This is a genomic window from Streptomyces albus subsp. chlorinus (assembly GCF_013302895.1).
GTDB classification, from domain to species: Bacteria; Actinomycetota; Actinomycetes; order Streptomycetales; family Streptomycetaceae; genus Streptomyces; species Streptomyces chlorinus.
Genome location: NZ_VJOK01000001.1, coordinates 4,197,814 through 4,222,606, shown reverse-complemented (window position 1 = coordinate 4,222,606; position 24,793 = coordinate 4,197,814). Strand labels below are relative to the sequence as shown.

The 24,793-nt window shown below is 69.6% G+C and carries 21 protein-coding genes, 1 tRNA gene and 1 pseudogene; 13 read left to right on the top strand and 10 right to left on the bottom strand.

Annotation, left to right across the window (positions count from 1 at the left end; translation table 11 throughout):
* The first annotated feature begins 31 nt into the window (after positions 1-31).
* Positions 32-976, top strand: coding sequence for a metallophosphoesterase (locus FM076_RS18380; protein WP_173872092.1), 945 nt, complete (start codon positions 32-34; stop codon positions 974-976).
* A gap of 126 nt (positions 977-1,102) precedes the next feature.
* Positions 1,103-1,176: transfer RNA gene (locus FM076_RS18375), tRNA-Pro, on the top strand.
* Positions 1,177-1,347: 171 nt separating this feature from the next.
* On the opposite strand, the gene FM076_RS18370 is transcribed toward FM076_RS18375, so the two are convergent.
* On the bottom strand, positions 1,348-2,217 hold the full coding sequence (locus tag FM076_RS18370; protein WP_173872090.1) for a hypothetical protein: 870 nt from the start codon (positions 2,215-2,217) through the stop codon (positions 1,348-1,350).
* A gap of 170 nt (positions 2,218-2,387) precedes the next feature.
* Here FM076_RS18370 and FM076_RS18365 point away from each other — a divergent pair, with 170 nt between their 5' ends.
* Positions 2,388-4,061: a PE-PGRS family protein gene (locus FM076_RS18365; RefSeq protein ID WP_173872088.1), complete on the top strand. Its 1,674-nt coding sequence runs from the start codon at positions 2,388-2,390 to the stop codon at positions 4,059-4,061.
* On the opposite strand, the gene FM076_RS18360 is transcribed toward FM076_RS18365, so the two are convergent.
* From FM076_RS18360 to FM076_RS18350, 4 genes are all read right to left on the bottom strand, one after another.
* Positions 3,991-4,833: a PE-PGRS family protein gene (locus tag FM076_RS18360; protein ID WP_173872086.1), complete on the bottom strand. Its 843-nt coding sequence runs from the start codon at positions 4,831-4,833 to the stop codon at positions 3,991-3,993. The two genes, FM076_RS18365 and FM076_RS18360, sit on opposite strands and share 71 nt — an antisense overlap.
* 157 nt (positions 4,834-4,990) lie before the next feature.
* Positions 4,991-6,520, bottom strand: coding sequence for a LacI family DNA-binding transcriptional regulator (locus FM076_RS18355; protein ID WP_173872084.1), 1,530 nt, complete (start codon positions 6,518-6,520; stop codon positions 4,991-4,993).
* Between the two features lie 51 nt (positions 6,521-6,571).
* Positions 6,572-6,952, bottom strand: coding sequence for a helix-turn-helix domain-containing protein (locus tag FM076_RS33985; protein WP_243274559.1), 381 nt, complete (start codon positions 6,950-6,952; stop codon positions 6,572-6,574).
* Positions 6,953-6,998: 46 nt separating this feature from the next.
* Positions 6,999-7,256 (bottom strand): helix-turn-helix domain-containing protein, encoded by a 258-nt coding sequence (locus FM076_RS18350; protein WP_173872082.1) that lies wholly within the window; start codon positions 7,254-7,256, stop codon positions 6,999-7,001.
* 508 nt (positions 7,257-7,764) lie between these two features.
* Here FM076_RS18350 and FM076_RS18345 point away from each other — a divergent pair.
* From FM076_RS18345 to FM076_RS33980, 6 genes are all read left to right on the top strand, one after another.
* Positions 7,765-8,697 (top strand): hypothetical protein, encoded by a 933-nt coding sequence (locus tag FM076_RS18345; RefSeq protein WP_173872080.1) that lies wholly within the window; start codon positions 7,765-7,767, stop codon positions 8,695-8,697.
* The gene (locus FM076_RS18340) at positions 8,694-9,395 is read left to right on the top strand and encodes an ATP-binding protein (RefSeq protein ID WP_173874841.1); all 702 of its coding nucleotides are present in this window, start codon (positions 8,694-8,696) and stop codon (positions 9,393-9,395) included. Before FM076_RS18345 ends, FM076_RS18340 begins: the two co-directional genes overlap by 4 nt.
* A 177-nt stretch (positions 9,396-9,572) precedes the next feature.
* Positions 9,573-10,889 carry a hypothetical protein gene (locus FM076_RS18335; RefSeq protein WP_173874840.1) on the top strand — a complete coding sequence of 439 codons (1,317 nt, stop codon included), beginning with the start codon at positions 9,573-9,575 and terminating at the stop codon, positions 10,887-10,889.
* A 156-nt stretch (positions 10,890-11,045) separates the two neighbouring features.
* On the top strand, positions 11,046-11,564 hold the full coding sequence (locus tag FM076_RS18330) for a plasmid mobilization relaxosome protein MobC (protein ID WP_345945084.1): 519 nt from the start codon (positions 11,046-11,048) through the stop codon (positions 11,562-11,564).
* Positions 11,561-13,090 (top strand): relaxase/mobilization nuclease domain-containing protein, encoded by a 1,530-nt coding sequence (locus tag FM076_RS18325; protein ID WP_243274558.1) that lies wholly within the window; start codon positions 11,561-11,563, stop codon positions 13,088-13,090. Before FM076_RS18330 ends, FM076_RS18325 begins: the two co-directional genes overlap by 4 nt.
* A gap of 11 nt (positions 13,091-13,101) precedes the next feature.
* Complete coding sequence (locus FM076_RS33980) at positions 13,102-13,539, top strand: hypothetical protein (protein ID WP_243274557.1); 438 nt, start codon at positions 13,102-13,104, stop codon at positions 13,537-13,539.
* Positions 13,540-13,715: 176 nt separating this feature from the next.
* Here FM076_RS33980 and FM076_RS18320 read toward each other — a convergent pair.
* Together FM076_RS18320 and FM076_RS18315 are read right to left on the bottom strand one after the other, a co-directional pair.
* Positions 13,716-14,536: pseudogene (locus tag FM076_RS18320) on the bottom strand (DUF317 domain-containing protein).
* 151 nt (positions 14,537-14,687) lie between these two features.
* The gene (locus FM076_RS18315) at positions 14,688-15,041 is read right to left on the bottom strand and encodes a DUF317 domain-containing protein (protein WP_173872078.1); all 354 of its coding nucleotides are present in this window, start codon (positions 15,039-15,041) and stop codon (positions 14,688-14,690) included.
* A 334-nt stretch (positions 15,042-15,375) separates the two neighbouring features.
* Between FM076_RS18315 and FM076_RS18310 the strand changes: the two genes are divergently transcribed.
* The 4 genes from FM076_RS18310 to FM076_RS18295 are packed head-to-tail and all read left to right on the top strand — an operon-like array spanning position 15,376 to position 21,534.
* Positions 15,376-16,080, top strand: coding sequence for a TnsA-like heteromeric transposase endonuclease subunit (locus FM076_RS18310; protein WP_345945083.1), 705 nt, complete (start codon positions 15,376-15,378; stop codon positions 16,078-16,080).
* Positions 16,077-18,203: a helix-turn-helix domain-containing protein gene (locus FM076_RS18305; protein ID WP_173872076.1), complete on the top strand. Its 2,127-nt coding sequence runs from the start codon at positions 16,077-16,079 to the stop codon at positions 18,201-18,203. The genes FM076_RS18310 and FM076_RS18305 overlap by 4 nt, the downstream gene beginning before the upstream one ends.
* Positions 18,200-19,315, top strand: coding sequence for an AAA family ATPase (locus FM076_RS18300; protein ID WP_345945082.1), 1,116 nt, complete (start codon positions 18,200-18,202; stop codon positions 19,313-19,315). Before FM076_RS18305 ends, FM076_RS18300 begins: the two co-directional genes overlap by 4 nt.
* Positions 19,312-21,534, top strand: coding sequence for a TniQ family protein (locus FM076_RS18295; protein WP_345945081.1), 2,223 nt, complete (start codon positions 19,312-19,314; stop codon positions 21,532-21,534). Before FM076_RS18300 ends, FM076_RS18295 begins: the two co-directional genes overlap by 4 nt.
* 105 nt (positions 21,535-21,639) lie before the next feature.
* On the opposite strand, the gene FM076_RS18290 is transcribed toward FM076_RS18295, so the two are convergent.
* The 3 genes from FM076_RS18290 to FM076_RS18280 form a co-directional block, all read right to left on the bottom strand.
* Positions 21,640-22,890, bottom strand: coding sequence for an MFS transporter (locus FM076_RS18290; RefSeq protein ID WP_173872071.1), 1,251 nt, complete (start codon positions 22,888-22,890; stop codon positions 21,640-21,642).
* Positions 22,891-22,952: 62 nt separating this feature from the next.
* Positions 22,953-24,209, bottom strand: coding sequence for an MFS transporter (locus FM076_RS18285; RefSeq protein WP_173872069.1), 1,257 nt, complete (start codon positions 24,207-24,209; stop codon positions 22,953-22,955).
* A gap of 52 nt (positions 24,210-24,261) precedes the next feature.
* Entirely contained in the window at positions 24,262-24,612 is a 351-nt protein-coding gene (locus FM076_RS18280; protein WP_173872067.1) for a cyclophilin-like fold protein, read from the bottom strand.
* Positions 24,613-24,793 lie beyond the last annotated feature (181 nt).

Genomic DNA, 24,793 nt, shown 5'->3' with positions numbered 1-24,793 from the left:
CGCCCGGGTTCCGGTCTGCAACCATGGTGCAATGCGCGCGCGATACCGGATTCCTCTCAAGACAGCCGTCGGCATCACCGCGCTCGGCGCGGCCTGCGTCGGGTATGCGGCGGGTGTCGAAGTCCGCTCGTTCCGTTTGCGACGGGTCTCCGTACCCGTGCTGCCCCCCGGCATGCATCCGCTGCGCGTCCTCCAGGTCTCCGACATCCACATGGTGAGCGGCCAGCGCAAGAAGCAGCGGTGGCTGCGGGAGCTGGCCGCCCTGCGCCCCGACTTCGTGATCAACACCGGGGACAACCTCTCCGACCCCGAGGGCGTGCCCGAAGTCCTCGACGCGCTCGGCCCGTTGATGGAGTACCCCGGCGCGTACGTCTTCGGCTCGAACGACTACTACGGACCGAGGCTGCGCAACCCCGCGAAGTACCTGAAGGAGAAGGTCACGGGCCGGTACGGCCTGAACGGCAACCCGCCGGTCGTCGGCGCCGTCCACAACCCGTGGGAACAGCTCCGCGACGCCTTCGACGCCGCCGGCTGGGTCGGCCTCACCAACACCCGCGGCCGCCTCAAGCTGGACGGCGGCCAGGAGATCGCCCTCACCGGCCTCGACGACCCCCACATCAAACGGGACCGCTACGGCGAGGTCGCCGGCGGCCCCGAGGAGGACGCGGACCTCTCCCTCGCCGTCGTACACGCTCCGTACCTGCGTGTGCTCGACGCGTTCACCGCGGACCGCTACCCGCTGATCCTCGCCGGCCACACCCACGGCGGCCAGCTCTGCGTCCCCTTCTACGGCGCCCTCGTCACCAACTGCGACCTCGACACCGACCGCGTGAAGGGCCTCTCCACCCACCACGCGGGCGGCCATGAGTCGTACCTCCACGTCAGCGCGGGCTGCGGCACGAACCGCTACACCCCCGTCCGCTTCGCCTGCCCCCCGGAGGCCACCCTTCTCACCCTCCACCCCCGACAACCCTGACCCCGCCCGGGGCCCGCGGTCCCCCTCCCCGGGCCCCACCCCGCTCCCCCTCGCCCCCTCCCTCCCCTCCCCGGGAACCCGATTTCGCCTCAGCGCTCCGCTGGGCTAAAGTAGTCGTCGTTGCTTCGGGGTGTAGCGCAGCTTGGCAGCGCGCTTCGTTCGGGACGAAGAGGTCGTGGGTTCAAATCCCGCCACCCCGACTGAAGAAACACCAGGTCAGGGGCCTGATCCGCGTCGCGGGTCGGGCCCCTGAGTGGTTTCTGGGCATCTTTTGGGAGCCGTTTGGGAGCCAACCCCGGAATCCGGCTCCCAAGGGAGCGCTGGTGACGCTCCTCAGAGGCCCGACACCTCCGAGCGCAGTCGACTCAGGTTCAAGCGGCCGACTCCTGCTCCCGGCCGACTTCCTCCGGTGGATCGAGAAGCCTGAAGTCGCAGTCGCCCGGACGACGCCCCAAGCGCTGGACCATCAGAGCTCCGAGAAGTGCGACCCCAGGGCCGCCCACCGGCCCCGCGTCCGTACCGACGTAGAAGATGCCGTTCTCATCGGGTTCCCGACCGCCGCGATCGGCACCGACGGCCAGCGCGATGGAGAAGCCGAGGAGGTCGACGCGCAGACCCGCGGGCAGATCGCCGCGGAGGAACACCAGCGGATGAGCCATCCCCTCACTGTCGTACCCGGCGGCGACAACGGCGCCCAGCCCGTCGGGCAGGGGATACATGTCCTCGGGAATGTACTCCACGACGCCCTTGAGGTGGTCGGCGGTGAACTGCTTCAGGTTCTCCCACACCTCGTCGTCGCTCCGCCATCCGTCCTTCGGTGCCCAGTTTCCGGCCTCGTACAGAGGCAGAACGTCAGCCGGCACCTCTGGCGGGTCCCCCTGCCCCCAGTCCGAGGCGTCATCTGGTTCCTTCACCACCACGCCTTGCCCACCTGTCTCCGGCCAAAGAGTCAGGAGGGAGGCAGGCCGGTGAATGTAACGGCCGAGCAGCGACCTGATAGCGACCGCCGTCTCCTGCTCGCTCAGGCCGACCCGCAACAGCACGCAGAGCCGCCCCGAGACGACGGTCAGTGCGGCCTGCATGCCTTGCTGCCCCAGGTCGATCGCGACGGCCCGTGCGTTCATCGTGTCCATCAGAACGGACAGCTCCAGCGCCCAGGCGTCGTGTGCGCGCATCCTTCCGGGCGCCGAGTCCTGGTGACGACTTTGCTCGGGCACGAGCCCCAGCGCTCGGTTTTGCATGGTTGCTCCTTTCCTCTACTCGGCTTGGAGCACCCAGTTTTCGCCCGTTTCCCGACTGTGCGCACGTAAAATCATGAAATGCCATTCCGTGCGCGTCACATCTGCCAGGCTGGTCAGCGTCAGCTCGTCACACACCGGGAATGAACTCTTCTCATACGGGTTGTGGTGAGGTGAGCACAGACGGTACGACGATCGCCATGCACCGATGGTCTCCGTTAAACGACCGGCAGCTCGCGCTCCTCACCCGCATCGGGGACGGAGCCGACCCCGTCACGTCGGACAGCCCAGAGTTCGCCCTCACCGCCCGCGCGCTCAAAGAGCGGCGTCTGATCACCATGCCCAAGCAGGATGGGAAGTGGCAGGCGGAGATCACTGACGCGGGGCGCTTCTACCTGGAACACGGCCATCACCCGGACCGGCCGGAACCGACGCCGCGCAAACAGCGGTCGGCGGGTTCCGAGCAACGGACACGGCCTGCCCCTCCTCCGCAGAAGCAAGACACAGCTCCGTCCACGACGAAGCCGGCGCCACAGCGCGCCGCCAAGTCCCCACAGGCGTCGCCGGCGGAAATCGGAGCCGCCTTGATCGCGGAAGTACAGCAGGCTGGGCGGTTCCTCCGGATCCCGAACCCCAGCGACCAGGAGCGAGCCCGCTACCGCAGGGCCTTCGACGCAGCCCGGCAGTGTGCGCCCGAGGGGTACCACCTGAAGTACAGCGGCCGGGCGAAAGGGGACTTCTTCCTCGGTCTACTCAGGGTGTCGGGTGAGGACGACACCGAGTGGAACCGGATCCGGCTGGCGCGCAGCCGGGTGATCAGCGATGTCGAGGAAGTGATCGCCGCTGTCACTGCGGACCACAGCGCCTTCGAGATCTCGGAGGAGGTCCTGCCGCGAGTCCTCTCGCTTCTCCGGCTCCTCGCCGAGCAGGCACTCGCCCGCCACGGCGAGATCACGGTGTCCAAGAAGCGCAAGCAGCCCAGGCCCCTGCTCACCGTTCACGGCAGGACGTACCAGGTCGGCTTCCGCGAACGGCAGAAGCAGGTCCGGTACGTGCCCAAGCAGCCGGGCCGACGTACGTACGACTGGCAGCGGGTGACGCCGGCGCACAGGCTCGAGCCATCCGGCGAGCTGGAACTGCTGATCAGCCAGCACTCGGGCTACGGCTACGGCCACAGCTACGGCTGGAAGAAGGAATGGGCCGACACCGCCAAGAAGCCGTTGGAGGAGCAGGTCGGTTCGGTGTTCCGGGCGCTGAAGGCGCGCGCGGAGGAGCAGGAGCGGGCTCGGCTGGAACGGGAGGCGGAGCAGCGGCGCCTGCGAGAGGAGCGGGAGCGGCAGGAGGCGGAGCGTCGGCGTCTGGAGGCGGAGCGGGAGGAGCGCGAGAGGCGGGAGTGGGAGTCCGCCGTCAGTGCCGCCTCGATCAAAGCGGTTCACGCCCTACGGGCGGAGCACTTCGGCGCAGCCCTGGAGCAGTGGAAGGTGGCTGGAGAGATCCGGGTGTTCTGCGGCGCTCTGGACGAAGCCGCCGCAACGTCGGACGACGCCGTCGAAGCCGAGAGGCTGCGAGAGTGGTCGGCTTGGGGGAAGGCGGAGGCCGACCGGCTGGACCCCACCATGAACGGCAGGGGCCTGGCCGTTCTCAACTTCCACGCGGAGCCGACGGGAGATCAGCTACGGCCTTTTCTCGGCGGCTGGAACCCGCACCGGCCGGAGAGGGAGCAGCCTGCGGCACGGCCCGAGCCGCCGAAGCCGACCCCGGAGCCGTGGCGCGGCTCTATCGACGCACGTCAGGATCAAGGCTGGCGATATGGACGCCAAGGTCGCGCTCAATGGTGGAGGCGATGACGCCGTGCCCACGGTCGCGTAGGGCCTTGACCGCCTTCTCCACCAGCTGGCCGAGCCGGATGACCTCTTCCCGCAGTGCGACCAGCTCGTCGTAGCGCTCAGCCTTGTCCTCGCCGCACCACGCCCGGACGGTCCGCAGGAGGGCCGCCTCCGCGTCCAATTGGCGGTCGTCCCGGCGACGGTAGGAGTACCAGGAGGGCTGTGCGCGCTCCTGCTCGATGTCCTGCTGCTTGCGGTCCACCTCCGGGAGGATCTCGTCGGCGAGGCGACCCGCTACCTGACGGGCGACGCGTTCGGTGACCGGCCAGCCGGCCAGGCACATGCCGGCGCGGTCCTCGTGCACCATCGGGTCACTGCGGAGCGCGGTGGCGTCCATGCCGATGAGCGGCGCCGTCTCGTCGAGTCGGCTCAGTTCCAGAACTCCCGCGTCCGCCACCCCTCGGCGGAGGCGCAGCCTGTTCTTCGGCCGGACGAACCCGAGGATCAGGCGCGCGGCCTCGAACTCCGTGCTGCCTCGTACGTGGCGTGACGCTTCGGTCAGTCTGAGCTCTGCCTCGTCATCCGCGCGGAACGCGTCGACGTCTGGCCACGGCGCTACCAGGCAGCCGGGACTGACCCATTCCTGCAGGCCGGCGTCATCGCCTTCCAGGAACCGGACATGGATCCAGTCAGACCTGCCACGGCCGCCCACCCGGACGATCTCCACCTGCCTGACAGGGCTGCCCAGCTCCTTCGGCCTCGCTCGGTATGCCCAGTGCTCGCCAATCTCCATGCCCCTATTGAGCCAGGTCCGTTGGCCCCGTTACTGGGCAATCGTCGCAACTGCTGGGGTATGGCGACCACGCCGAGTTGACACGGCCTCGCGGAGGCATCGTGGACATGGCTGTGCCCTCCAGCAGTGGTCGCCGGAGGGCACAGCACTTTGCCTGCTACGACTTGGCGGGCACACGTGACACCTCGCGTGCCCGCAGGAGATCACTCAGTACCCGCACTGGTGACGTGGCGCTCATGGTCAAACGTGCGTCGAGTGCTGCCTCCCACTGCTCGGTCAGCCCCAGCATGAGGCGCTTGCGCATGGCCGGGGTGACGTGGGCGTAGCGTGCCGAGACAGAGCCGTCGATGTGGCCCATGCGTTCGTCCATGAGCACCTTCTCGGTTCCCAGGTCCTCCATGATCGTCCGGTGGGTGTGGCGAAGGCCGTGGGGCGTGAGTCCCTTTGCTATCGGGAGCCAGCAGGCGTCGGCTCGTTCGCTGGCACCCCGCCCCCGTGCCGGAACGCCGGGCCAAGGCTCGCCGAGCAGGGGTACCGGTCGCGGCTCCTGCGGTGCCTTCTTCGGGTACCAGCCGGAGACCGCTGGCGTGAACAGCCAGGTAGCGAAACCGTTCCTGCGCCAGTGGGCGGCATGCTCCGGCACGATGCCGCCCCGCACGAACCGGAGGTCCGCGATGGCCTGCGCGACCTTCTCTCGCGTGGCCTCGGTGACGCGTTCGGGATGGTTGAGGACGTTGGACACCGTGCCCGTCGAGACGCCGGCACGACGGGCGACGTCGACGAGCTTCGCGCCCTGGTGGCCACCGGTACGGGCCGCGCCCTGTCCTCGGAAGACGTAGGTCTTGCTGTGGCAGGGGCATGGCTTGGGCTTCGTGCGGGCGATGTGATTGGCGACCAGCGCCGACAGCCAGTCCATCGAGTCGATGGTGCGGTAGCTGTCGTCCTTCGGCGGGCAGCGCACCAGCCCCCCCGAGTCGAGCTCGTACAGCTGCCACTCGACACGGACGGCTCCAGGGCGGACGAACGCGGTCTCCAGGCCGACGATCTCGCCCCAGCGCATGCCGGTGTACCCCTTGAGGACCACGGCGACGAACTCGTCGTCGCGGCCGGAGAGCAGGGCGGCGCGCTCGGCGGTCAGCAGGATGCCGAGCGCGTCGGTGACCACCTTCTCCGGACCACGGTCTCGGGAGCGGCCGGCGCGCTTACCCCGTCCGCGCCGCCGAGCGGCCGGGTTGGACGTGATCAGGCCCTCGTCGATCGCGTCCTCGAAGATCAGGTGGAGCGTCGAGCGCCAGGTCTTGACGCTGGAAGCGGCATAGAGGGCCTTCTCCTTCTTCTCCCACAGGTCGACGTCCGTGCGCAGGATGCCGGCGAGCGCCTTGTCCTCGAACTCGGGGAGCAGGTGCTCCTCGATGTGGCGCTTGTAGTTCTGCATGGTCGAGGCGGCCAGGTCCTGGGCCTCGTACCAGCGGTTCGCGTACTCGCCGAAGGTCTCCTGGCCGAGCGCCGGGTCGCGCCAGTCGCCGCGACGGTACTTGTTCTCGGCCTCAGCCGCTGCCCGTTGGGCCTCGCCCTTGGTGGCGAACCTGATCGCCTTGCCGTTCTCGTCGACGACCGTGTTGTGCTTGCCGGGCGCGACCTTGTACCGGCCGCGCCAGTAGTTTCCGCGCTTCTCCGCGAAACCCAAGTCCCGCTGTCCTCCTATTCTTTGTCCTCGGCTACGGCAGATGCGATCGGGTCACGCGACAGTGCTGTACTGCTGCTGTCGACGCGGCGGGCGGGCCCGCAGGCGAGTCGCCGGCGCCACGGCAGGGCGGCGACGTGGCGCGGAGCCGGTCTGCGTAACGGGCCCAGAGAGCGGCTCGCTCGCCCGGGCGGCTATCTGCGCAGGCTGTGCCGGCCGCTCCTCGTAGAGGCGGATGATCTCGGCGAGGTGCTCGGCGGTGAAGCGGTAAGCGCGGCCGACCCGGGTGTGCGGGATCAGACGCCGTCGCGCGCGGTCCTTGACCCACCAGGCCGAGCAGCCGAGGGTGTCGGCGATCTCCTCGGGACGGCAGAGGCGGGACGGAGGGGCGTCGGACGGCCTGTGGGGGATGGGCGCGGGCGTAGATCGGTGCAAGAGGGCGGCTCCTGGTCGCGAGGGCGAGGACGGATGCGTGAGCGGCTCAGGTGGCGCCCAGGCCCTGGAGGAGGGCGAGGGGCGATACCTGCAAGGCTTCGGCGATGGCGACGAGGTCGTCGATATCGCATCGCCGCTTGGCGAGTTCGATGCGGGACAGCATCGTGTTGGACATAGGACGGCCCAAAGCGGTACGCCGCGCGGCGAGTTGGCGCTGCCCAAGGCCGCGTTCCGTGCGGAGAATTTCGATGGTGCGAGCCGCCAGCATTCCTGCGGACCCTATTTCCAGAGATCGTGCTGCCATGGCTCCAGTTGTAGCGTGCATTCGCCGGTTTGGTTAACCGGCGATCGTCGGCTATGTTGCGCCGCGCTCAATCGGTGAGCGAGGCGGTCGGGGTGCTGCCCAAGGCCGGATACCCGAGCGGGTCCCAACCCCAGACAGCCTGTCTGACGTGGGGTGTTGTGTTGTAACTTCGTCGCTCGCAGGACGTCAACGGCTTGCCGATGTGATCCTTCTGGCTCGGGATGCGGGGCAACTATTTGGTCAACCGCCGATCGTGCCCTACCTTTTTCGCACCGCCCTCGCCGACTCGATTTCCAGCGGCATTTCTGCCGTGAGAGATTGCGCCGGATAGGGCTGGACTTACGCGACCTGGGTGTGGCTATGTTGACGACACCCCGGAAAGCTCGAGCGGCCATCAACGCTCCCGCGTCAACGGCCAGACATCCCCGCCCTTCACGCCCGACCCGCCCCGACCGACGGTGAACCGTGGGCACCCAGCCCACCGGCCACCGAGTGAGGACCGCCCCTCTTGGCACGAATCCGCACCATCAAACCGGAAGCCTTCGTCTCCGAGTCCCTGGCCGCCGTCTCCCTGACCGCCGAGCGCACCTTCTTCGGCCTGCTCACCCAGGCTGACGACCAGGGGCGCCACCGCGACCACGCCGCGATCATCGCCGGGCAGCTGTGGGTCCTGCGCCCGGAACACACGCCTGGCGCTGTCGAGCAGGACCTCGCCCAGCTCGCCGACGCCGGGCTGATATGCCGCTACAAGGGCCCGGGCGACAAGCGCTACCTGCACATCGTCACCTGGCGGCAGCATCAGAAGATCAATCGCCCCAGCGCGAGCCGTCTTCCAGCCTGCCCGCACCACGACACGCAGGCTCGCACCGAGCCTGGCGTCGATGCGTCGGCTGCGGGAGTGGGCGTCACGGAGCCCGCACCGCAGCCTCACGGAGCCCTCCGTGAGGGCTCCAGGCGAATACGCGAGCCTGCGGTGAATCCGGTCACCGATGACGAAACAGCAGGTCAGCGCGATTTCAGTGAGCCCTCCGTGAGGCAGCGAGGAGGGCTCAGTGAGGGAGCGGTGACGCCTCACGGTCCGGATCTAGGACCTAGGATCATGGATCTAGGAAATACCCCTTCGGGGGGCGCGAGCGCCCCCGCACCCCACGCCGTCTCGGCCAGCGAGCTCATCGCCGAGTACGCCGCCGCTTGCACACACCGTCCGCCCAAGGACGTCCTGGGCCATCTCGCTCGCGAGGTGCGCAAGCTGCTCGGCGAGGGCATCGCCCCCGCCCACATCCGGGCCGGTCTGGAGCGGCACCGCGCCAAGGGCCTGCATCCCAGCACTCTGCCGAGCTTCGTGCACGAGGCCATGAACGCGGCCCCCGCCGCGCCGGTTGTCCACAGGGCGTGGACAAACCCCGCCGATGTCGAAGCCGCCTACGGAGGTGACCTCTGACCGCCACCCTCACCCGCGAGCCCCACCGGGTCGGCCCGCTTGCCGACCGGCTCAACGGCATCCTTGCCAGTCGCGGCATCGACCTCGCCACCGCCGCCGTCGAGGACGGGCACGTCGAGCCCGTCACCGCGCTGGAACTCGCCGACGCCAGGATCCCCGCCCGCTACCGCCGAGCCCTGGCCGACCACCCGAAGGTCACCGCCTGGGCCGACGAGATCGCCCGCGCCGGACGCCCCGGCCCCGGCGGGCCGGGCATCGCCGAAGGCCCGTCGCTGCTGATCGCCGGCCCCACGGGCACGGGCAAGACGTACCAGGCGTACGGCGCCATCCGCACCCTGCTCGCCCGAGGGGTCCGTCTGCGCTGGGAAGCGACCACCACCGCCGACTTCCACGCGCGTCTGCGCCCCCGCGCCGGCCACGACGCCGAACGGGAGCTGCAGACCCTGGCGCGCTGCCCGCTGCTGTTCCTGGACGACCTCGGCGCGGCCAAGACCAGCGAATGGACCGAGGAGCTGACCTACCGGTTCATCAATTACCGGTACGAGCACATGCTCCCCACCCTCATCACCACCAACCTTCCGATGGAGCAGCTGCGCGTCACCCTCGGTGACCGCGTCGCCTCCCGCCTCGCCGAGATGACGGAGCGCGTCATCCTCGACGGCCCCGACCGACGACGCCGCACAGCGCCCGCCGTCTGACTGGCCGCCTCAGCGCCCTCTCCTGGCCGGGCCCGCCGCATCACCCGCGCTCACACCAGCCCCGCCCGCGCCAGCCTCTCGCATAGGCGGTTGCTCAGCGCTCCGTCGATTCGCCCTTTGCCCTCCTCGACGCCTTGGAGCCCTCTCCTGCCTCCTCACAGCCCCGTCCCCCTCGCCATACGGATCAGCGGCACGCCGCTCCTCCCTGACTGGGCCACCTCCCCGGTGGCCGTGGCGCTCCTCATCCCGCCCGTGCTGCTCGTCCTGCTCGCCGGGTGGCTGATCCGCCAGCGGCGCCACCGGCAGCATCAGACCAACCGCTGGCGCGGGACTGTCGCGGTGCCGGTCGCGGCCGTGGCCGCGCTCGGCTGCACCGCGTACAGCGCGGACACCAGCTGGCGGTTCGCGGCCGACTACCTCGACATGGGCGGCACCGCCGAGCGCGTCTCGATGTTCGCCGCCGCCGAGCTGGCCCTGTTCGCCACCGCCCTGATGGCGCGGCAGAACCTCAACGGCCCGAAGCAGGCACCCGGCCTGCCCGGCACCCTCACCTGGGTCATCACCGCCGTCCAGGTTCTGCCCGCCTACGCCGAGTCCGGGCTGGTCGGCGGCACCGTGCGGGCCTTCGTCGGCCCGGTGATGGCCGCGATGCTGTGGCACCTGGCCATGGGCATCGAGCTGCGCCACCGCGCCCCCGACGCCGCCTCACGCGGCCTGGCCGCCGTCCTCGTCCGTCAGGCACGCGAACGCCTCCTGGCCCGGCTCGGCATCGCCGACCAGAACGCCGATGCCGCCCGGCTCATCCGCGAGCGCGCGCTGAGCGAAGCCGTCGCCCTGATCCTGCGCGCCGAGTCGATGACCGACCGCCGGCGCGGCAAGCGGCGGCAACGACGCCTGACAGAACGCCTGCACGAGGCCCTGGAGCGGGCCGGCGTCGACGGAGATCCGCTCCAGGACGAGCTGCTGCGCAAGCTCGCCACCCGCAAGCAGGCCCTCGGCCTCGCTTCCATCACGCTGCCGCCGCGCTGGCAGATTCCGGCCTCGTCCCCCGCCCATGAAGACGGGCACAGCCACCCGCGCTCCGCCCGCCCGGAAGCACTGCCGCGGGCGGAGGACGCTGCCCGCCCACACCCATCAAACCCAGCTGACGACGAGGTGCCTCCGGCTGCCCGCCCGGAGCCCGGGCTGCCCGCACGGGCAGAAACTCAAGAGAGCCGGGCGCTCACGGGCAACAGCTCGGGCAGCCCTTCGGGCAGGAACGAGCGGAAGCCGGCTGCCCGGAACAAGCGCGACGCCGGCAAAGCCCGCGCTTCCGACGAGGTCATCCTCAAGCACGCTCGCCGCATCCATGATGAGACCGGCAGCGTCGGACGCGACCGAGTTGAGGACGCCCTGCGCGCCGCCGGCTACACCATCTCCAGCGACGGCGTCGGACGAGTCGTCCGCGAGTGCAAGGCCCAGCTCAAAGCCGTAGTCGGCCATCCACCCCGCTGATCCCCGCAGCACCAGCAATCCCGAACACACCCCGACCCGAAAGGCCCCATGCAGACTCCGCACCACGAAGACCCCATGGCCCCCGAGGAATCCCTGCCGTCCAACCCTGCTCCAGGCGGAGCAAGTTGGAGGTTCGGACACTCCCCCGTGGGGAGAGTGTCCGAACCCGGTCCCGCCCCGGGGGTGGCGGGGCCCGTCCGGCACCAGGGGGCGCCGGACGGCAAGGCTGCGACCGAGGGCGGACCGCAGCCAGGCAAGGGCAGCCGCAAGGGCGCGGCCAGGAAGGGGAAGTCGCGTCCGCGTGACAGGAAGCAGCGCCCCGCGCACAGCGTCCGCCTCAATGAGCTAGAACTCGCCATCATCCAGTCCGGTGCCGGCCACGTCGGCATGAGCGTGGCCGGGTTCCTGGCCCACTCCGCGCTGGCCGCTGCCCGCGACCAGTCCCGCACCGCAGCGGCCATCGCCACCGAGCGGGACATCCTGACTGCCCTGTTCGGTGTGCGCCGTCAGCTCGGCTGGGCGGGCGGCAACGTCAACCAGATCGCCAAGGCCCTCAACTCCGGTGCTGACGCACCGCACTTCGCAGCCGCCCTCGACGATCTGCAGCGTGCCGCACAGGCCGTCCAGCGGGCAGCCGACAGGGTTGCCAACGGGCAGGAGGGCGGGGCGGCTTGATCCCCCGGATCCACCAGCAGGGCAGCAACACCCTTGGGCTCCTGCACTACCTGTACGGCAAGGGCACCCACGAGGAGCACATCGATCCGCACCTGGTCGCTTCCTTCGACGGCATGGCCCCCGACCCCGGCCGCGACCCCTCGGTCACGAAGAGGGACCTCCAGCACCTACTCGACCAACCCCTCGCCCTCCTCGCCCCGGACCTGCGTCCCGACAAGCACGTCTGGCACTGCTCGGTACGCGCCGCGCCCGACGACCCGATCCTGTCCGACGAACAGTGGGGCGACATCGCCCGCCGCATGGTCGCCGCCACCGGCATCGACCCCGGCGACGGCGCCGGCTGCCGCTGGGCCGCCGTCCGGCACGCCGACGACCACATCCACATCATCGCCACCCTCGTCCGCGAGGACGGCCGCCGCCCCGACCACCACCGCTCCGGAAAACGCGCCCAGGCCGAGTGCCGACTGATCGAAAAGGAACTCGGCCTGCACCAGGTCGCGCCCGGGGACGGCACCGCCGCCAAGCGGGCCACCAGCGCCGAGCGGCACAAGGCCGAACGGCAGGGCAGGGAGCGCCCGGCGCGCGAGGAACTGCGGGAGACCGTACGGCGTGCGGTCGCCGGCGCCACCCGCGAGGAGGAGTTCTTCGCCCGGCTGGCCGCCGCCGGTCTTCTGATCCGCAAGCGCGTCGCGCCCTCCGGCGACCTGCTCGGCTACAAGGTCGCGCTGCCCGACGACCGAAACGGTGAGAACGAGCCGGTGTACTACACGGGCTCCACGCTCGCAGCCGATCTGTCCCTGCCCCGCATCCGCGAACGCTGGACCCTGCCCGCGGAGGCCGCAGCGTCGGCGGACGGCTCACGGCCGGAGCAGCCGGTCCTGCCGGACGTGACAGGTCCCGCGTTCGCGCGGCGCCGGGCCACCGCCGCCACCTGGCAGGCGCTGCTGATCATCGATCACGGTGACGACGGCGCGGCAGCGGCGCAGATCGCCGCGGCGGGCGAGGTCCTGGACGCGCTGGCAAAGACCTCCGCCGCCCACACCCGCGCTGAGCTGCGCGAGGCGGCGTTCGTGTTCGAGCGTGCCAGCCGCTCCCACGTGAAGGCTGTACGCGGGCACGACCGCGCTCTGCGCCAGGCCGCCCGCGACCTCGTCCACAGCGGACCCGCTCTGGGCCGCGGGGAAGACGGCGCCACCACCGCCATGCTCATCGACATGGCGTTCTTCCTCGCCGCAGCCGCGGCGAACTGGCACGCGAAGAAGCACCACAGCCAGCAGGCCGCCGCAGCCCAGCAGGCGGCCGAACACCTGCGCACCGCCTACCAAGCGGCCGCGGCCGAGTCCATGGCCGTCCTCCACCAGCGAGGCCAGCGCCTGGCCCCGCGTGCTCGGCAGCGGCAAGCCGACCTCCTACATGAGGTGCTGCCGGATCTGGCCGCACGGGTCCAGGCCGAGCCCGGCTGGCCCGCCCTGGCCGCCACCCGATTCTCCAGATCATTGATGCCTCCACCCACCCCACTCCTGTGAGGAGCACCCGTATGCCCGAAACCCAAGCCCGGCCCGAGATCGTCGTCCTGCTCTGCGACGCGGACATCAAGCGCAAGCGTGAAACCAACACGTGGAACCACCTCGACGGGCGCCCGTTCAGCAAAGAGGAACGGGCCCTGGTCCTCAGTGCCACCCGCGTCGAGTTCGAAGAGATCCACGAGCAGTTCAAGCGATACCGGGAGTACCAGCGCACGATGGACGAAGCGCCGAAGGCTCTGGAGGACTTCCTCGCCCCGTTCATGGAGCGGCTCACCGAGAAGACCCTCGGCAACGCCGTCGAACTCATGAACGAGGACGAACGGACCGAGTTCGACAGACTGCTCGGCCTCGCATCGGAGCCGGTCCGTTCCTTCACCCCTACACCTTCTAACCGGGGCCGCATGACCAGCGTGGCAGTGCCCCACTCCCAGGACGGAGTCGGCCTCTGACACACAGAGACATGGGCATTCAGGCGGTAGCCGGTACAACGCGCCCGCCGCGAATGAAGCACGGACCGCTTTCTGTAACCGCGGACCGTGACGCCACGCAGACGCCGGCCAAGGCACAACAGCACGAAGGCGGGCCTCCCCGAAGGGAGGCCCGCCTTCGACGCCTTGGATGGCCCTCAGCCGGCCGGAGCGCGCAGGAGCCGGTCGCGTGTGCTCTCCGGCAGTACCCGGCGCAGGACCGGTGCGCTGGAGCTGAGGGAGTCGGCGAAGGCGGCGACGAGGTCGTGCGGCACGCTGCTGCTGAACGACGCGGCCCACAGGTAGCCAGCGCCGAGCATCGGCTCGGCCCACGCCTGCCACCCGGCCAGGGCCGCATCGTCCGCCTCGGCCACCAGCGCGAGTGGGTCGCCATCCTGAATGAGGGGCGGCACCTCACCGAGGCGGATGTGGGAGGCGAACGTCGGATCCACCGCTCCCGTGCCGGGCTGGTCGACGTCACGCAGCCACCCGTGCGCCGTAACGGCGTCGAGAACCAGCTCGGGGCCACCGCACGGCAGGGCGGCTGATCGCGGGCGTCGAGCGCGGCAAGGAAGCCGGCGAGGATCTCCCCCGGGACCTCGCGGGTGAAGTAGGCCGACCACTGGGCGAGCGGGCTGCTCGGGTCCGTACGAGCGGACACTTGCCAGGCGATCGGCAGGTTCCCCAGGTGGAACGGCTCGTCCGGCAGGACCCACTGCGCCCACCGCAGGGAGTCGGGGCTGATGTGCAAAACGGTGCTGCGCAGGACCTGACGGTCCTCCGGCGCCTCCTCCGGCTCCTGGCGCCCGCGGACGATCGTCAGGCTGGTCCAACCCAATCTGCCGAGTGTTTCGGCGACGGAGTCGTACAGGCGTCCGTCGTCACCAGCCAGGTGCCGGGGACCGACCCAGTACGCGGACGGGACGTTCGTCGGGCTGGGTAGGCCGAACGGGAAGTCGGGGTGCAGGTATGCCTCCAAGGGCTTGGGAGTCTTTGTGCTGGCAGCTGGTGCGCGAAGTTGGATCGGCGTGCCAGGCTGGCTCTGCGGCGTTCTGGAACGGGTTGACCCAATGCCGTGTCCCCACGTCTCCTCTGCGCCAGGTAGGCGGCGGGCCGTCCGAGTCGGGCCTCTACCGCTGCTGGGAAGTCTCCAGTACACGAGTCACTGCGGCGGCGACGACGTCCGCCGGCGTCTCGGTGTCGAAGGACATCTGGTAACCGCGCACCTTGGCCGTTCCGGTGACGGCGATCTTCCACCCCTCGCCGTCGGTGCCAGGGCGCCCGAGCGGGAACCATCCAAGGTAGAAGCGCCCGTCCTTCGAGTTGACGTGTACGTCCGCGCGGTCGTCCACGACGAGGTGGAAGTCGTCGGCGGAGAACTGATCCATCACGAGCGTGGCCTGACCCGGGCCGAGCAGCCACTCACGCAGCCGCAGGGCCTCGACGGTGGTGGAGAATCCGGGCCCCTGGGGCGCCACAGTCACGGGCAATCACCTCTCTGACCTGCTGTTTTTACGAGAAGGTCGTCTAGGTTCACATGCCCTTGCGGCGCTGGCCAGTCATTCGTGGATCTTTGCTGTCTGCCACCGGCGAACTGCGACGCGGAGCGCGAGTGTGGGATCTCAAATTTCGCTGCATGGTCTCAGGGCTGATTGCACTCCGACTGCACTTGTGCAGTACGCATGAGACCCACTGCTCAGTATCGACGCCCATTCGAGTGACGGCACCCGATAAGCCCTCGCCCCGCGTCAGCCAGACGGCATCTTGGATTCGTTGGCCATTCCTCGGGGTGGGGGTAGTGCCATGAGTAGTCACGCTGTGACAGTCAGCGCTCGTCAGCCGAACGGACAGCTCCTCGAGGACCGGCCGTGGGCCGAAATCTCGGTCGATGTGTTGGGGGCCGCTGCTCCTTGGCGAACCTTTCACTGGCGCAAGGGGCAGAGGCATTACTCCGGCACGTACTGGTCGTCCACGACACGAAGCCATGTGATCTACGAGTCTCGGCTGGAGCTCGCGCGGCTGTTGTGTGCTGACTTCGACCCCTCGGTGCATGGCATCGTCGCGCAGCCCTTCCTGCTGAAAGCCCCGGTCGACGGCCAGGTCCGCAAGCACGTCCCGGACTATCTGTTGATCACTGATTGCGGCCCCGTGGTGGTGGACGTGAAGCCGCGCTGGCGGTGGTCCACGCCGGTCGTATCGTTCACCTTCGCTTGGACCCGACAGGCAGTAGAGGGACGCGGCTGGTCCTACGAAGTGTGGGATGCGCCGCCGCCCACAGAGCTGGAGAACATTCGCTTCCTCGCTGGATACCGACGCCCGTGGCTGTTTGATCTGAGCCTTCTGGACGAGCTGCATCGCGTCTCGCTGGACGGTGTTCCACTTCGGCTGGCGCCTTCGAGGCTGCCGAACCAGCCCGAGCCACAGGTTCGCGCCGCGGTCCACCACCTGCTGTGGTCCCACGATCTCTCCACGGATCTCACTGCCCCTCTATGCCCTTCCAGCCTGTTGAGGAGGACCTCATGAGCGGGGCCGCGGCTCGGGTGGGAGTCGGCACGCGCTTCCGCTACGAGGGTGAAATTGTCGAGGTGGTCGAGATGGCCGCAACGACGTCGGGGAACGAGGTGGTTCTCAGTGACGGCCAGGGGCGTGTCCTGCGGTTGGCGCTGAGGGAGCTACTGTTCTCCGATCGTGCGCAGGTGATACCTGATCAGCCGGGCCCATCTGCTGACGATGTGGAGCAAATCGCCTCGGTTGTGCTGAGCCAACTGCGTCCCGATGAACGGGAGATGGTGCTGGAACGAGCCGCGCACATCCGTGAAGTGCTGACGGGATACCGCTCTGGCAGCTCCGCGTCGGCCCGCATGGGCGAGCCACGTCCTCAGTTCGAGCCCGGCACGCCCGCGGAGCTCAGGTACTTGTCGAAGGCCGAGGAGCTCGGTGTGTCGATCCGCACCGTGAAGCAATGGGTGTCTGACTTCCGCCAGCACGGCGAGGCCGGCCTTGCACCGAAGCGGAAACGGTCAGGACAGCCGCGCTTCTCCGTTGATGACCGGTGGGTGGAGACCGCTCTGGAGGTGATGGTCGAGCACACCGGCCAGTCGCGGCCGTCACGAACCCTGGTGATCGAGCGCACGCGGGCCAGAGTGACTGCCCGCTTCGGGCCGGAGGTCGTTCCTCAGCCGAGCAGGGCGACGGCTTTTCGCGTGCTGGCAGAACTGGAACGGCGTCATCCGTTGTTCCGGCTGAGCACGAAGCGGAACCAGGATGTCGCCGAGCGGCCGGAGGGGCCGTACGGCAAGCTCCGCCCGACGCGGCCGGGCGAGTATCTGCTGATGGACACGACGCGGCTGGACGTGTTCGCGTTCGATCCGCTCACGTTGAAGTGGGTGCAGGCGGAGCTGACGGTGGCGATGGACTGGTACTCCCGGTGCATATGCGGAATCCGCCTCACACCAATATCCACGAAGGCGATGGATGTGAGTGCCGTCCTGTTCGAGTGTTTCCGTCCGCGGCCGGCCGGGCCGGACTGGCCGAAGCACGCGGTCTGGCCTGAGCACGGCATCCCCCGGACCGTCCTGGTCGATGTCGACAGAACTGAGGGGTTGGGGCTTGCCTCGCCGCCGCTCGTGCCGGAGACGCTCGTGGTCGATCACGGCAAGGTGTACGTCTCGGAGCATCTGACCAGTGTCTGTCAGCGGATGGGCATCTCGGTGCAGCCCGCCAGGCTGCGCACCGGCCGGGACAAGGGCCCGGTGGAGCGCTTCTTCCGGACGCTGCGTGAGGGGCTGCTGGAGGCCCTGCCCGGCTACAAGGGGCCGGACATCCACTCACGCGGTGCGAACGCCGAGGGCGAGGCGTTCTTCTTCCTCGACGAGTTGGAGGCGATGATCCGGGAGTGGACGGCGGCGGTCTACCACTGCCGGCCTCATTCCGGGCTGGTAGATCCGGGTCTGCCGGGCCTGCGGATGTCTCCGGCTCAGATGTTCGAGCACGGCATTGCGAGGGCCGGTTACATCGAGGTCCCCCGCGACCCGGATCTTGCCTTCGAGTTCCTGCCGACGAAGTGGCGCACGGTCCAGCACTACGGCGTCGAGATCGACCGTCGCCGCTACCGGGGAGCGGGCCTGCCCGCTTCTGGCATCCGGAGCCCTTACGCGGGCCCGGTGAAGAACGGCTGGCCGTTTCAGGTCGACCCTGATGATGTGACTCGTATCTACTTTCGCGACCCTGACACCCGCGTCTGGCACGCGCTGACCTGGGAGCATGCGCCGTCGATGCAGATGCCGCTGAGCGAGGACGCGCTCGTCTTCGCCCGGAGGTTGGCTGCGGCCAAGTACCGCTATCCCGACGACCGCCTCGCGGTTGCTGACCTGCTGGAGCGCTGGAACCTGGGGCTGGGGACGACGCTCGCGGAGCGCCGGATGGCCTTGCGGATCTCCCGCGAGCAGACCGGCCTTGACCTGCTGCAGCCCGGCGCCACGGCTGTTGGTTCGCTCTCATCCGTGCGCAGAGCGTTCGGGCAGGCTGAGGCGCCCGCGGGGGCGGACGCCGGGCCTGTCACCGAGGCAGGCGATGACGACGACGTCGATCTGGACGATCTCACTGCTGAAGAGGACTTCTATGCGGACGCCCTGGAGGACGTGTGACGACGGGGGCTCTCGCGGGCCTGGGAAGTCTGGCCCTGTCCAGGAAGGAGGACTTCAAGATGTTCGTCGACGCGCCTCGCCGGACACAGCCCGCAAGGCTGGCCCGGCAGGCCCTCCAGGCTCTGGACGAGGTGTCACGGACGGCCTATGAGCGCGACCGGCGAACCTGGCACGCGAACCTGGGCCCCATCAAGACCCCTCAACTGGTGAGCCTCCACGAGGACTTGTGGGACATCGTCGACAGCAACCAGCAGGACGGCGACAAGGCCAAGGGCGCCGTCGCCATCGACGCCTTCCCCGGCCTGGGGAAGACCACCGCCGTGCTCGCCTTCGCGCGGGAGTTTCATCGCCGGGAGATCGCCGAGCATGGTGCGTTCACCGCGCAGGGACATGAGCGATGGCCGGTGTGCCGAGTGGGACTGACCGGCAACACCGGCATGAAGGACCTCAACCGCGCCATGCTGGAGTTCTTCGGCCACCCCGGGCGCCAGACCTCGACCGCCGCCCAGCTCGGGCTGCAGGCCCTGGACTGCATGCTGCTGTGCGAGGTGCGGCTGCTCATCCTGGACGACTTGCACTTCCTGAAGTGGCGCAAGACCAGCGGCATCGAGGTCAGCAACCACTTGAAATGGATCGCCAACGAGTTCCCGGTGACCTTGCTCAAGGTCGGCGTGGGCCTCACGGACAAGGGCCTGTTCAGCGAGGGCGAATCGGCCGGAGACACGGCGCTGGCACAGACCGGCAGGCGCACCACCCGCCTCGACATGCCTCCCTTCGCCATCGACACCGAGCAGGGGCGCCGCCGCTGGCGCCAACTCCTGCTTGCCCTCGAACAGCGCATCGTCCTGGCCGACGCCCATCCCGGCATGCTCGCCGACGAACTGTCCGACTACCTCTTCGCCCGCAGCACCGGACACATCGGTTCACTCATGACTCTCATCAACCGCGGCTGCCAGCGCGCCGTCCGTAGTGGGGCCGAACGTCTCACCCTCAATCTGTTGGACCAGGTCCGCATCGATGCAGCCGCCGAGCAGGCCCGTGCCGAGCTCGAGCACGCCCTCCAAGCCGGCAAGGCCACCAGCCGACCGGCCCGTGTACGAGCCTCCCGGTGAGCGCCGGAGGTCGGACCCTACCGATCCGGTACGCGCCCGTCGTGGGCGAGGCGCTCGATTCGTGGCTGGAGTTCCTTGCCGCGCGCCTGCACTGCCGCTTCTCGGACGTGTTGCGCTCCCTGGGGCTGCCTGTGCGGGACGTGGGCCTGTCCAACCCCATGCTGCCTCGTTGGGCGGTGCGCTCCACGGCCGCCGAGATCGCCTCCATCTCCGCCGCGTCCGGTGTCGCCGAGGCCGTGCTGGTGTCAATGACGCTTCGGCGGTTCGACGGGTACGCAGTGGTGATCCGGCCGGATCAGCGGCGGGTGGAGCGACGGGTTCTGTGGGGGCGGGCCGGCTCTCGCTACTGCCCTGTCTGCCTGGACGAGAGCGATGGACGCTGGCAGCTGTCCTGGCGTCTGGGCTGGTCCTTTGCCTGCACGCGACATCAGGTGCTGTTGGCCGACCGCTGTCCGGCCTGCCATCGGATCCCCCGAGTACGTGCTCACCCACGACGCGAGACGCCCCGCCCCGGGCGATGCGCCGGCCCCCAGCTCGACGGGCCGCGAGGTGCTCGCTGCCACCATCCCCTGTCGGACATCCCTGTCGTGGCCCTTGAACACGACGGTCCCGTGGCGCGAACCCAGCGCCTCATCGACGATCTTCTCGCGGAACCGGAGCAGACCGTGCACTGGCCGCTGTATGGGGCAGGCGGCGCATCGTTGTCCGTGGTGCTGCGCGATGTGCGCTGTCTGGGCGGCCTGATCCTCAACCACGCCGCCTGCAGCGATCTCACCGAAGCGGCCGAACCTGCGGTCCTTCGCCAGATGGAGGTCTACCGATCCCGCACGGCGGCCACCGGTGCTCGGCACTCACGCCTCGATGCGCACAGCTACTACGCTCCCGACGACGCGGCGGCCACTGCCGTCGCGCTCGCCACCGCCCTGCGAGTACTTGCTGCCCCGTCGGTCCCCGCGGCTGGCGAAGCGGTGCGGTGGTTGACCGAGCGCGTCTCCTCCAGCGGGCGCGCCCTTCATCCCGGCGGTATGGCCCTGCTGAGCGGAGGCTCGGTCTCCCCCGGTCTCCAAGCGGCCTTGCGCTGCAGCCGCGAACAGAAGGTGATGCCCGTCGCGCGGCTGCGCCACCGCACCGCCATCGCCTCCACCCGCGCTCCGTGTAACCAGGAAGTCAGGGCCCGGGTGCTGCCGACCGCATTGTGGCCCGAGTGGACTCTGCGTCTGGCCCCATGGCACGCCAGCGGCAAACCGGTCGCTCGCCGCACGGACGAGCTCCTCGCCGTCGCCTGCCTTCTGGTCGGAAACACCACCAAGATCCACACAGCGGTCCGTCTGATGGGCACCACGGTCAGCAGCCACAATGTGTCGTCCCTGCTCGCCGAACTCACCCGCCGCCCCGACTGCGCCGACGTCCTGCATGCCCTGGTCCTGCTCGCCGACCACCTCGACCAGCACGGCAGCCCCATCGACTACGCCCGGCGCCGTGCCCTGTTCACCACCCGCTCCTGCTTCATCGATCCGGAAGAGTGGCGGGACCTGCAGCGTCGGCTGCGTTCGAACCATCTCCCCGACGCCGCGCACGCCCAGCGCTGGATCTTCCACACGCTCACCGGTTCGCCCCCTCGGCTGGCCCACCCGGCCATCGCCCCCGCGACGCCGTCGCAACGCGGGCAGTACCTGCGCTTTCGCTGGCGGATTCTGCCTGCCGAAGTCGACCTGCTGCTTCACGCTGCGCGGGCGATCCTCGACGAGCACGGCATCGACGAGCCCGTCCAGTGGACCCCACGCCTCGACGCTGCCGCCCTGTCCACGCTCCGATTGCCGGGCCCCGATCCGGACAGCATCAGCGCAGCCGAACTCCACCGAGCCGTGCCCGGCGGGGACTTCGCCATCGCCCGCGTTGCGCACACCCTGAACACCACCACGGCCCACGCGATCTACCTGCTGTCCGAGCACCCGGTCGACTGGAGTCCGCCGCGGTTTCGCCACACGCAGTACACCGCCGCCCGCATCGGTCAGTGGCGCACCTGGTACCAAGACGACCATTACTCCCTCCAGGACATCGCCGACCTGGAGGGAACGACCCTGGCCACGGTGCGCCTCGCGCTGCTCAAGTACGGCTTCCCGCTCCGCACCGCGGTGCCTCAACCAGGCCGCCCGAGCAGGCGAATCCCCCTCGCCGGACGTCCTGCCACCTGGCTCCCCGGACTGGACGAGGTGTAGCTCTCAAGCGGACCGGCGGTCACCGGGCGGCACGTCTGATGCAGTCCAGCCACGCCCGACAGCTGCACCACGATGCCAGCTTCGGTCACGTGCCCAGTTTGGCTGTCACGGGTGGCCTGAGGGGGTGAGCTCCTCGGTCTGCCCGGTGGTGGGTGTGTGCTGTGCGACGATGCGCGAGCTGCGCGGCCTGGTGTGCAGGGCGAGGGCGGTGAGGGGCAGCACGGTGCAGGCGGCGATGACGGCGCCGACGACAGGGGGTCCGGCCGGTCCTGCGTAGTCGAGGGCCAGGCCGGCTACGGCGGACCCGGCGGCGATGCCGACGTTGAAGGCGGAGGTGGTTAGGCCGGAGGTCAGGGTGGGGGCGTCTCCGGCGAAACGGACGGCGAGCGCGGTGACGACGGGGTTGACCGTGAAGCCGGTCCAGCCCATGAGCAGGACGAGCGCGGTGGCCGTGACCGCGTCGGCGGACAGCGGGATCATCAACAGCAGTACGAGTGCGGTGAGCGCGGCGGCGCTGATGGTGGTGGTCATCGGGCGGCGTTCGCCGAGCCGGCCGCCGGTGGTGGTGCCGGCCAGGGCGCCGACGCCGAAGGCGATGAGGACGAAGGGGACGGCGCCCTCGGGGATCCCGGCGCGTTCGGTGAGGAGCGGGGTGATGTAGGTGTACGTGGCCATGACCCCGCCCATGATCAGCATGGCGGAGCTCAGCGCGAGCCACAGGCGGCCCTGGCGCAGGGCGTTGAATTCCGCGCGCAGGGAGACGGTCGTGCGGTGTTCCTGGGCGGTGATGAAGCGGCCGATGAAGACGGCGGCGAGGGCGGACAGGACGGCGAGGGCCCAGATGGGGCCGCGCCAGCCGATGTACTGGCCGACGAAGGATCCGGCGGGGACGCCGATGACGTTGGCCAGGGTCAGTCCCCCGATCATGAGCCCGGTGGCGCGGGTCGCCGCGGCAGGTCCGGCGGCGGCGTTGGCGATGACCATGCCGATGGCCCAGAACGCGCCGGTGGCCAGCGCGGTGACGACGCGGGCGACGAGGACGACGGTGAAGGAGCCGCTGAGGGCGGCGGCGACGTGACCGAGGCTGAAGACCGCGAGCGCCAGGATCAGAGTCTGGCGCTGAGGCAGCCGGAGGGTGGCCATCGCCATCGTCGGGGAGCCGATGATCATGCCGAGGGCGAATGCGGTGATCAGGAGTCCGGCATGGGAGACGCTGACGCCGAAGTCACCGGCGATCTCGGGCAGCAGCCCGGCGACGACGAACTCGGTCGTCCCCATCAGGAAGGTGCCGGCGGCGAGCACCCAGACGACGAACGGGAGCGTGCCGGTCCGCGAGGCGGACGGGGTGGAGGGCATGGGCGGGTTCTTTCCTTGCAGCAGGTGTGAGGCGGTGCGGCGCGTTGACACAGCCGGGTGGTTCAGAGCTGGGCGGGGGCGTCCTGCGGCACGATCTCGTCCGCACGGTTCGTGGGGACTTGCTGGGCGACGACGCGTGCGTCGGTGCGGGTGCCGCGCAGGGCGAGCGCGATCAGGGGCAGCAGGGTGAGGGCGGCAAAGACGGCGCCGACCAGGGCGGGGCCGGTCAGGCCGAGGGAGGAACTGAGGGCAACGCCCGCGAGGGCCGAGCCGGCTGCGACGCCGGTCTCGTAGGCGGAGGTGGTCAGCGCGGCGGTCAGGGTGGGGGCATCACCGGCGAAGCGGACGGCGAGGGAGGTGACGATGGGGTTCAGGGTGAAGCCGGTCATCGCCATGAGGGCCACCAGGACGATGGTGGGCGCCGCGCTGGTGGACAGCGGGATCAGCAGGGCGAGGGCCAGGGCGGTGGCTGCGGCGCCGGTGATCGTGGTGGTCATGGGGCGCCGGTCGCCCATGCGTCCGCCGATGGTGGTGCCGGCCACGGCGCCGAGTCCGTAGGCGACCAGGACCAGCGGGACCGCGTTCGCGGGGATGCCGGCGCGGTCGGTGAGCAGCGGGGTGATGTAGGTGTAGGCGGCCAGGACACCGCCCATGATCATGACGGCTGCGATGAGCGCGAGCCACAACCGGGTGTTGCGCAGGGCGCTGATCTCGGCGCGCATCGACACCTGTGCGTTCTGTCCGGTGGCGGGCAGGAAGCGGCCAATGACGGTGGCGGCTAGGGCGGCCAGGACGGCGAGGGCCCAGAAGGGGCCGCGCCAGCCGATGAGCTGGCCCGCGAATGAGCCGATCGGCACACCGATGACGTTGGACAGCGTCAGACCGCCCATGATCATGCCGACCGCCCGGGTGGACTTGTCCGGCCCCGCCGCGGCGGTGGCCAGGACGAATCCGACGGCGTAGAACGCGCCCGTGGCCAGCGCCGTGACGAACCGGGCGACGAGGATGACGGTGAAGGAGCTGCTGGCCGCTTCGACGACGTGCCCGGCGGCGAAAACCGCGAGGGACAGGATGACGGTCATGCGCTGGGGCAGGCGCAGCGTGGCCAGCGCCATGGCGGGTCCGCCGATGATCATGCCGATCGCGAAGACGGTAATCATGAGGCCGGTGCGGGAGGTGCTGACGTCGAGGTCGGCGGCCATGTCCGGCAGCAGTCCGGCGATGACGAACTCGGTGGTTCCCATCAGGAACGCGGCAGCGGCGAGCACCCAGACGACGACGGGCATCCTGCCGGGAGCGGCCGTGGAGGCGGAGGGCATGCGAGGAGATCCCTTTCGGACGAAACGCGCAGGGCGCGGGACTTGAGGGTGGTCAGGCGGAGGCTTCGATGCGGATGCGCTCCGCCGTGGCGAGCCGGTCGATGTCGTCTGGGTCGGTCAGGCGGCCGAGGATGGCCAAGGCCGGGGAGTGATCACCGTCGCGGTAGAAGAAGGCCAGGTTGCCCCAGGGGGCGTAGTAGGCGAGGTCGCCCGCCTTCGGATTCGAGGCCGCAGGGGCACCCGTGGTGTCGAGCTTGCGGGGCGGGTAGGCGATCCGCTCGGTCTGGTGGAAGTCCTCCATGTCCAGGGCGAGAGGCAGGAGTTCGGTCAGGTCACGGGCGGCGACGCTGTCGTTGAGGATGGCGTCGACCTGGTGGCCGTCGATCGTCAGGCGAAGGTTCATCGGGGTGCTCCTGTCGGAAGGTTCGGACGATGCCTCACTGGTCTGTGCCGGGCGGCGCGCGGTGGAGGGCTCGGACGACGGCGTGGGCCGGCTCGTGGTGCACGCCGCCGCAGCCAGGACGAGGACCAGGGCGGGGGTCCTGCGGGCGATGGCGCTGGACACGGTCTGCCTCCTCGGGGCG

Excerpts from the sequence above, each read along its gene's own strand:
- FM076_RS18370 (WP_173872090.1), bottom strand. The coding sequence starts at position 2,217 with ATGCAAAACCGAGCGCTGGGGCTCGTGCCCGAGCAAAGTCGTCACCAG.
- FM076_RS18290 (WP_173872071.1), bottom strand. The coding sequence starts at position 22,890 with ATGCCCTCCACCCCGTCCGCCTCGCGGACCGGCACGCTCCCGTTCGTC.
- FM076_RS18280 (WP_173872067.1), bottom strand. The coding sequence starts at position 24,612 with ATGAACCTTCGCCTGACGATCGACGGCCACCAGGTCGACGCCATCCTC.
- FM076_RS18350 (WP_173872082.1), bottom strand. The coding sequence starts at position 7,256 with ATGGCAGCACGATCTCTGGAAATAGGGTCCGCAGGAATGCTGGCGGCT.
- FM076_RS18360 (WP_173872086.1), bottom strand. The coding sequence starts at position 4,833 with ATGGAGATTGGCGAGCACTGGGCATACCGAGCGAGGCCGAAGGAGCTG.
- FM076_RS18380 (WP_173872092.1), top strand. The coding sequence starts at position 32 with ATGCGCGCGCGATACCGGATTCCTCTCAAGACAGCCGTCGGCATCACC.
- FM076_RS18305 (WP_173872076.1), top strand. The coding sequence starts at position 16,077 with ATGAGCGGGGCCGCGGCTCGGGTGGGAGTCGGCACGCGCTTCCGCTAC.
- FM076_RS18285 (WP_173872069.1), bottom strand. The coding sequence starts at position 24,209 with ATGCCCTCCGCCTCCACGGCCGCTCCCGGCAGGATGCCCGTCGTCGTC.
- FM076_RS33980 (WP_243274557.1), top strand. The coding sequence starts at position 13,102 with ATGCCCGAAACCCAAGCCCGGCCCGAGATCGTCGTCCTGCTCTGCGAC.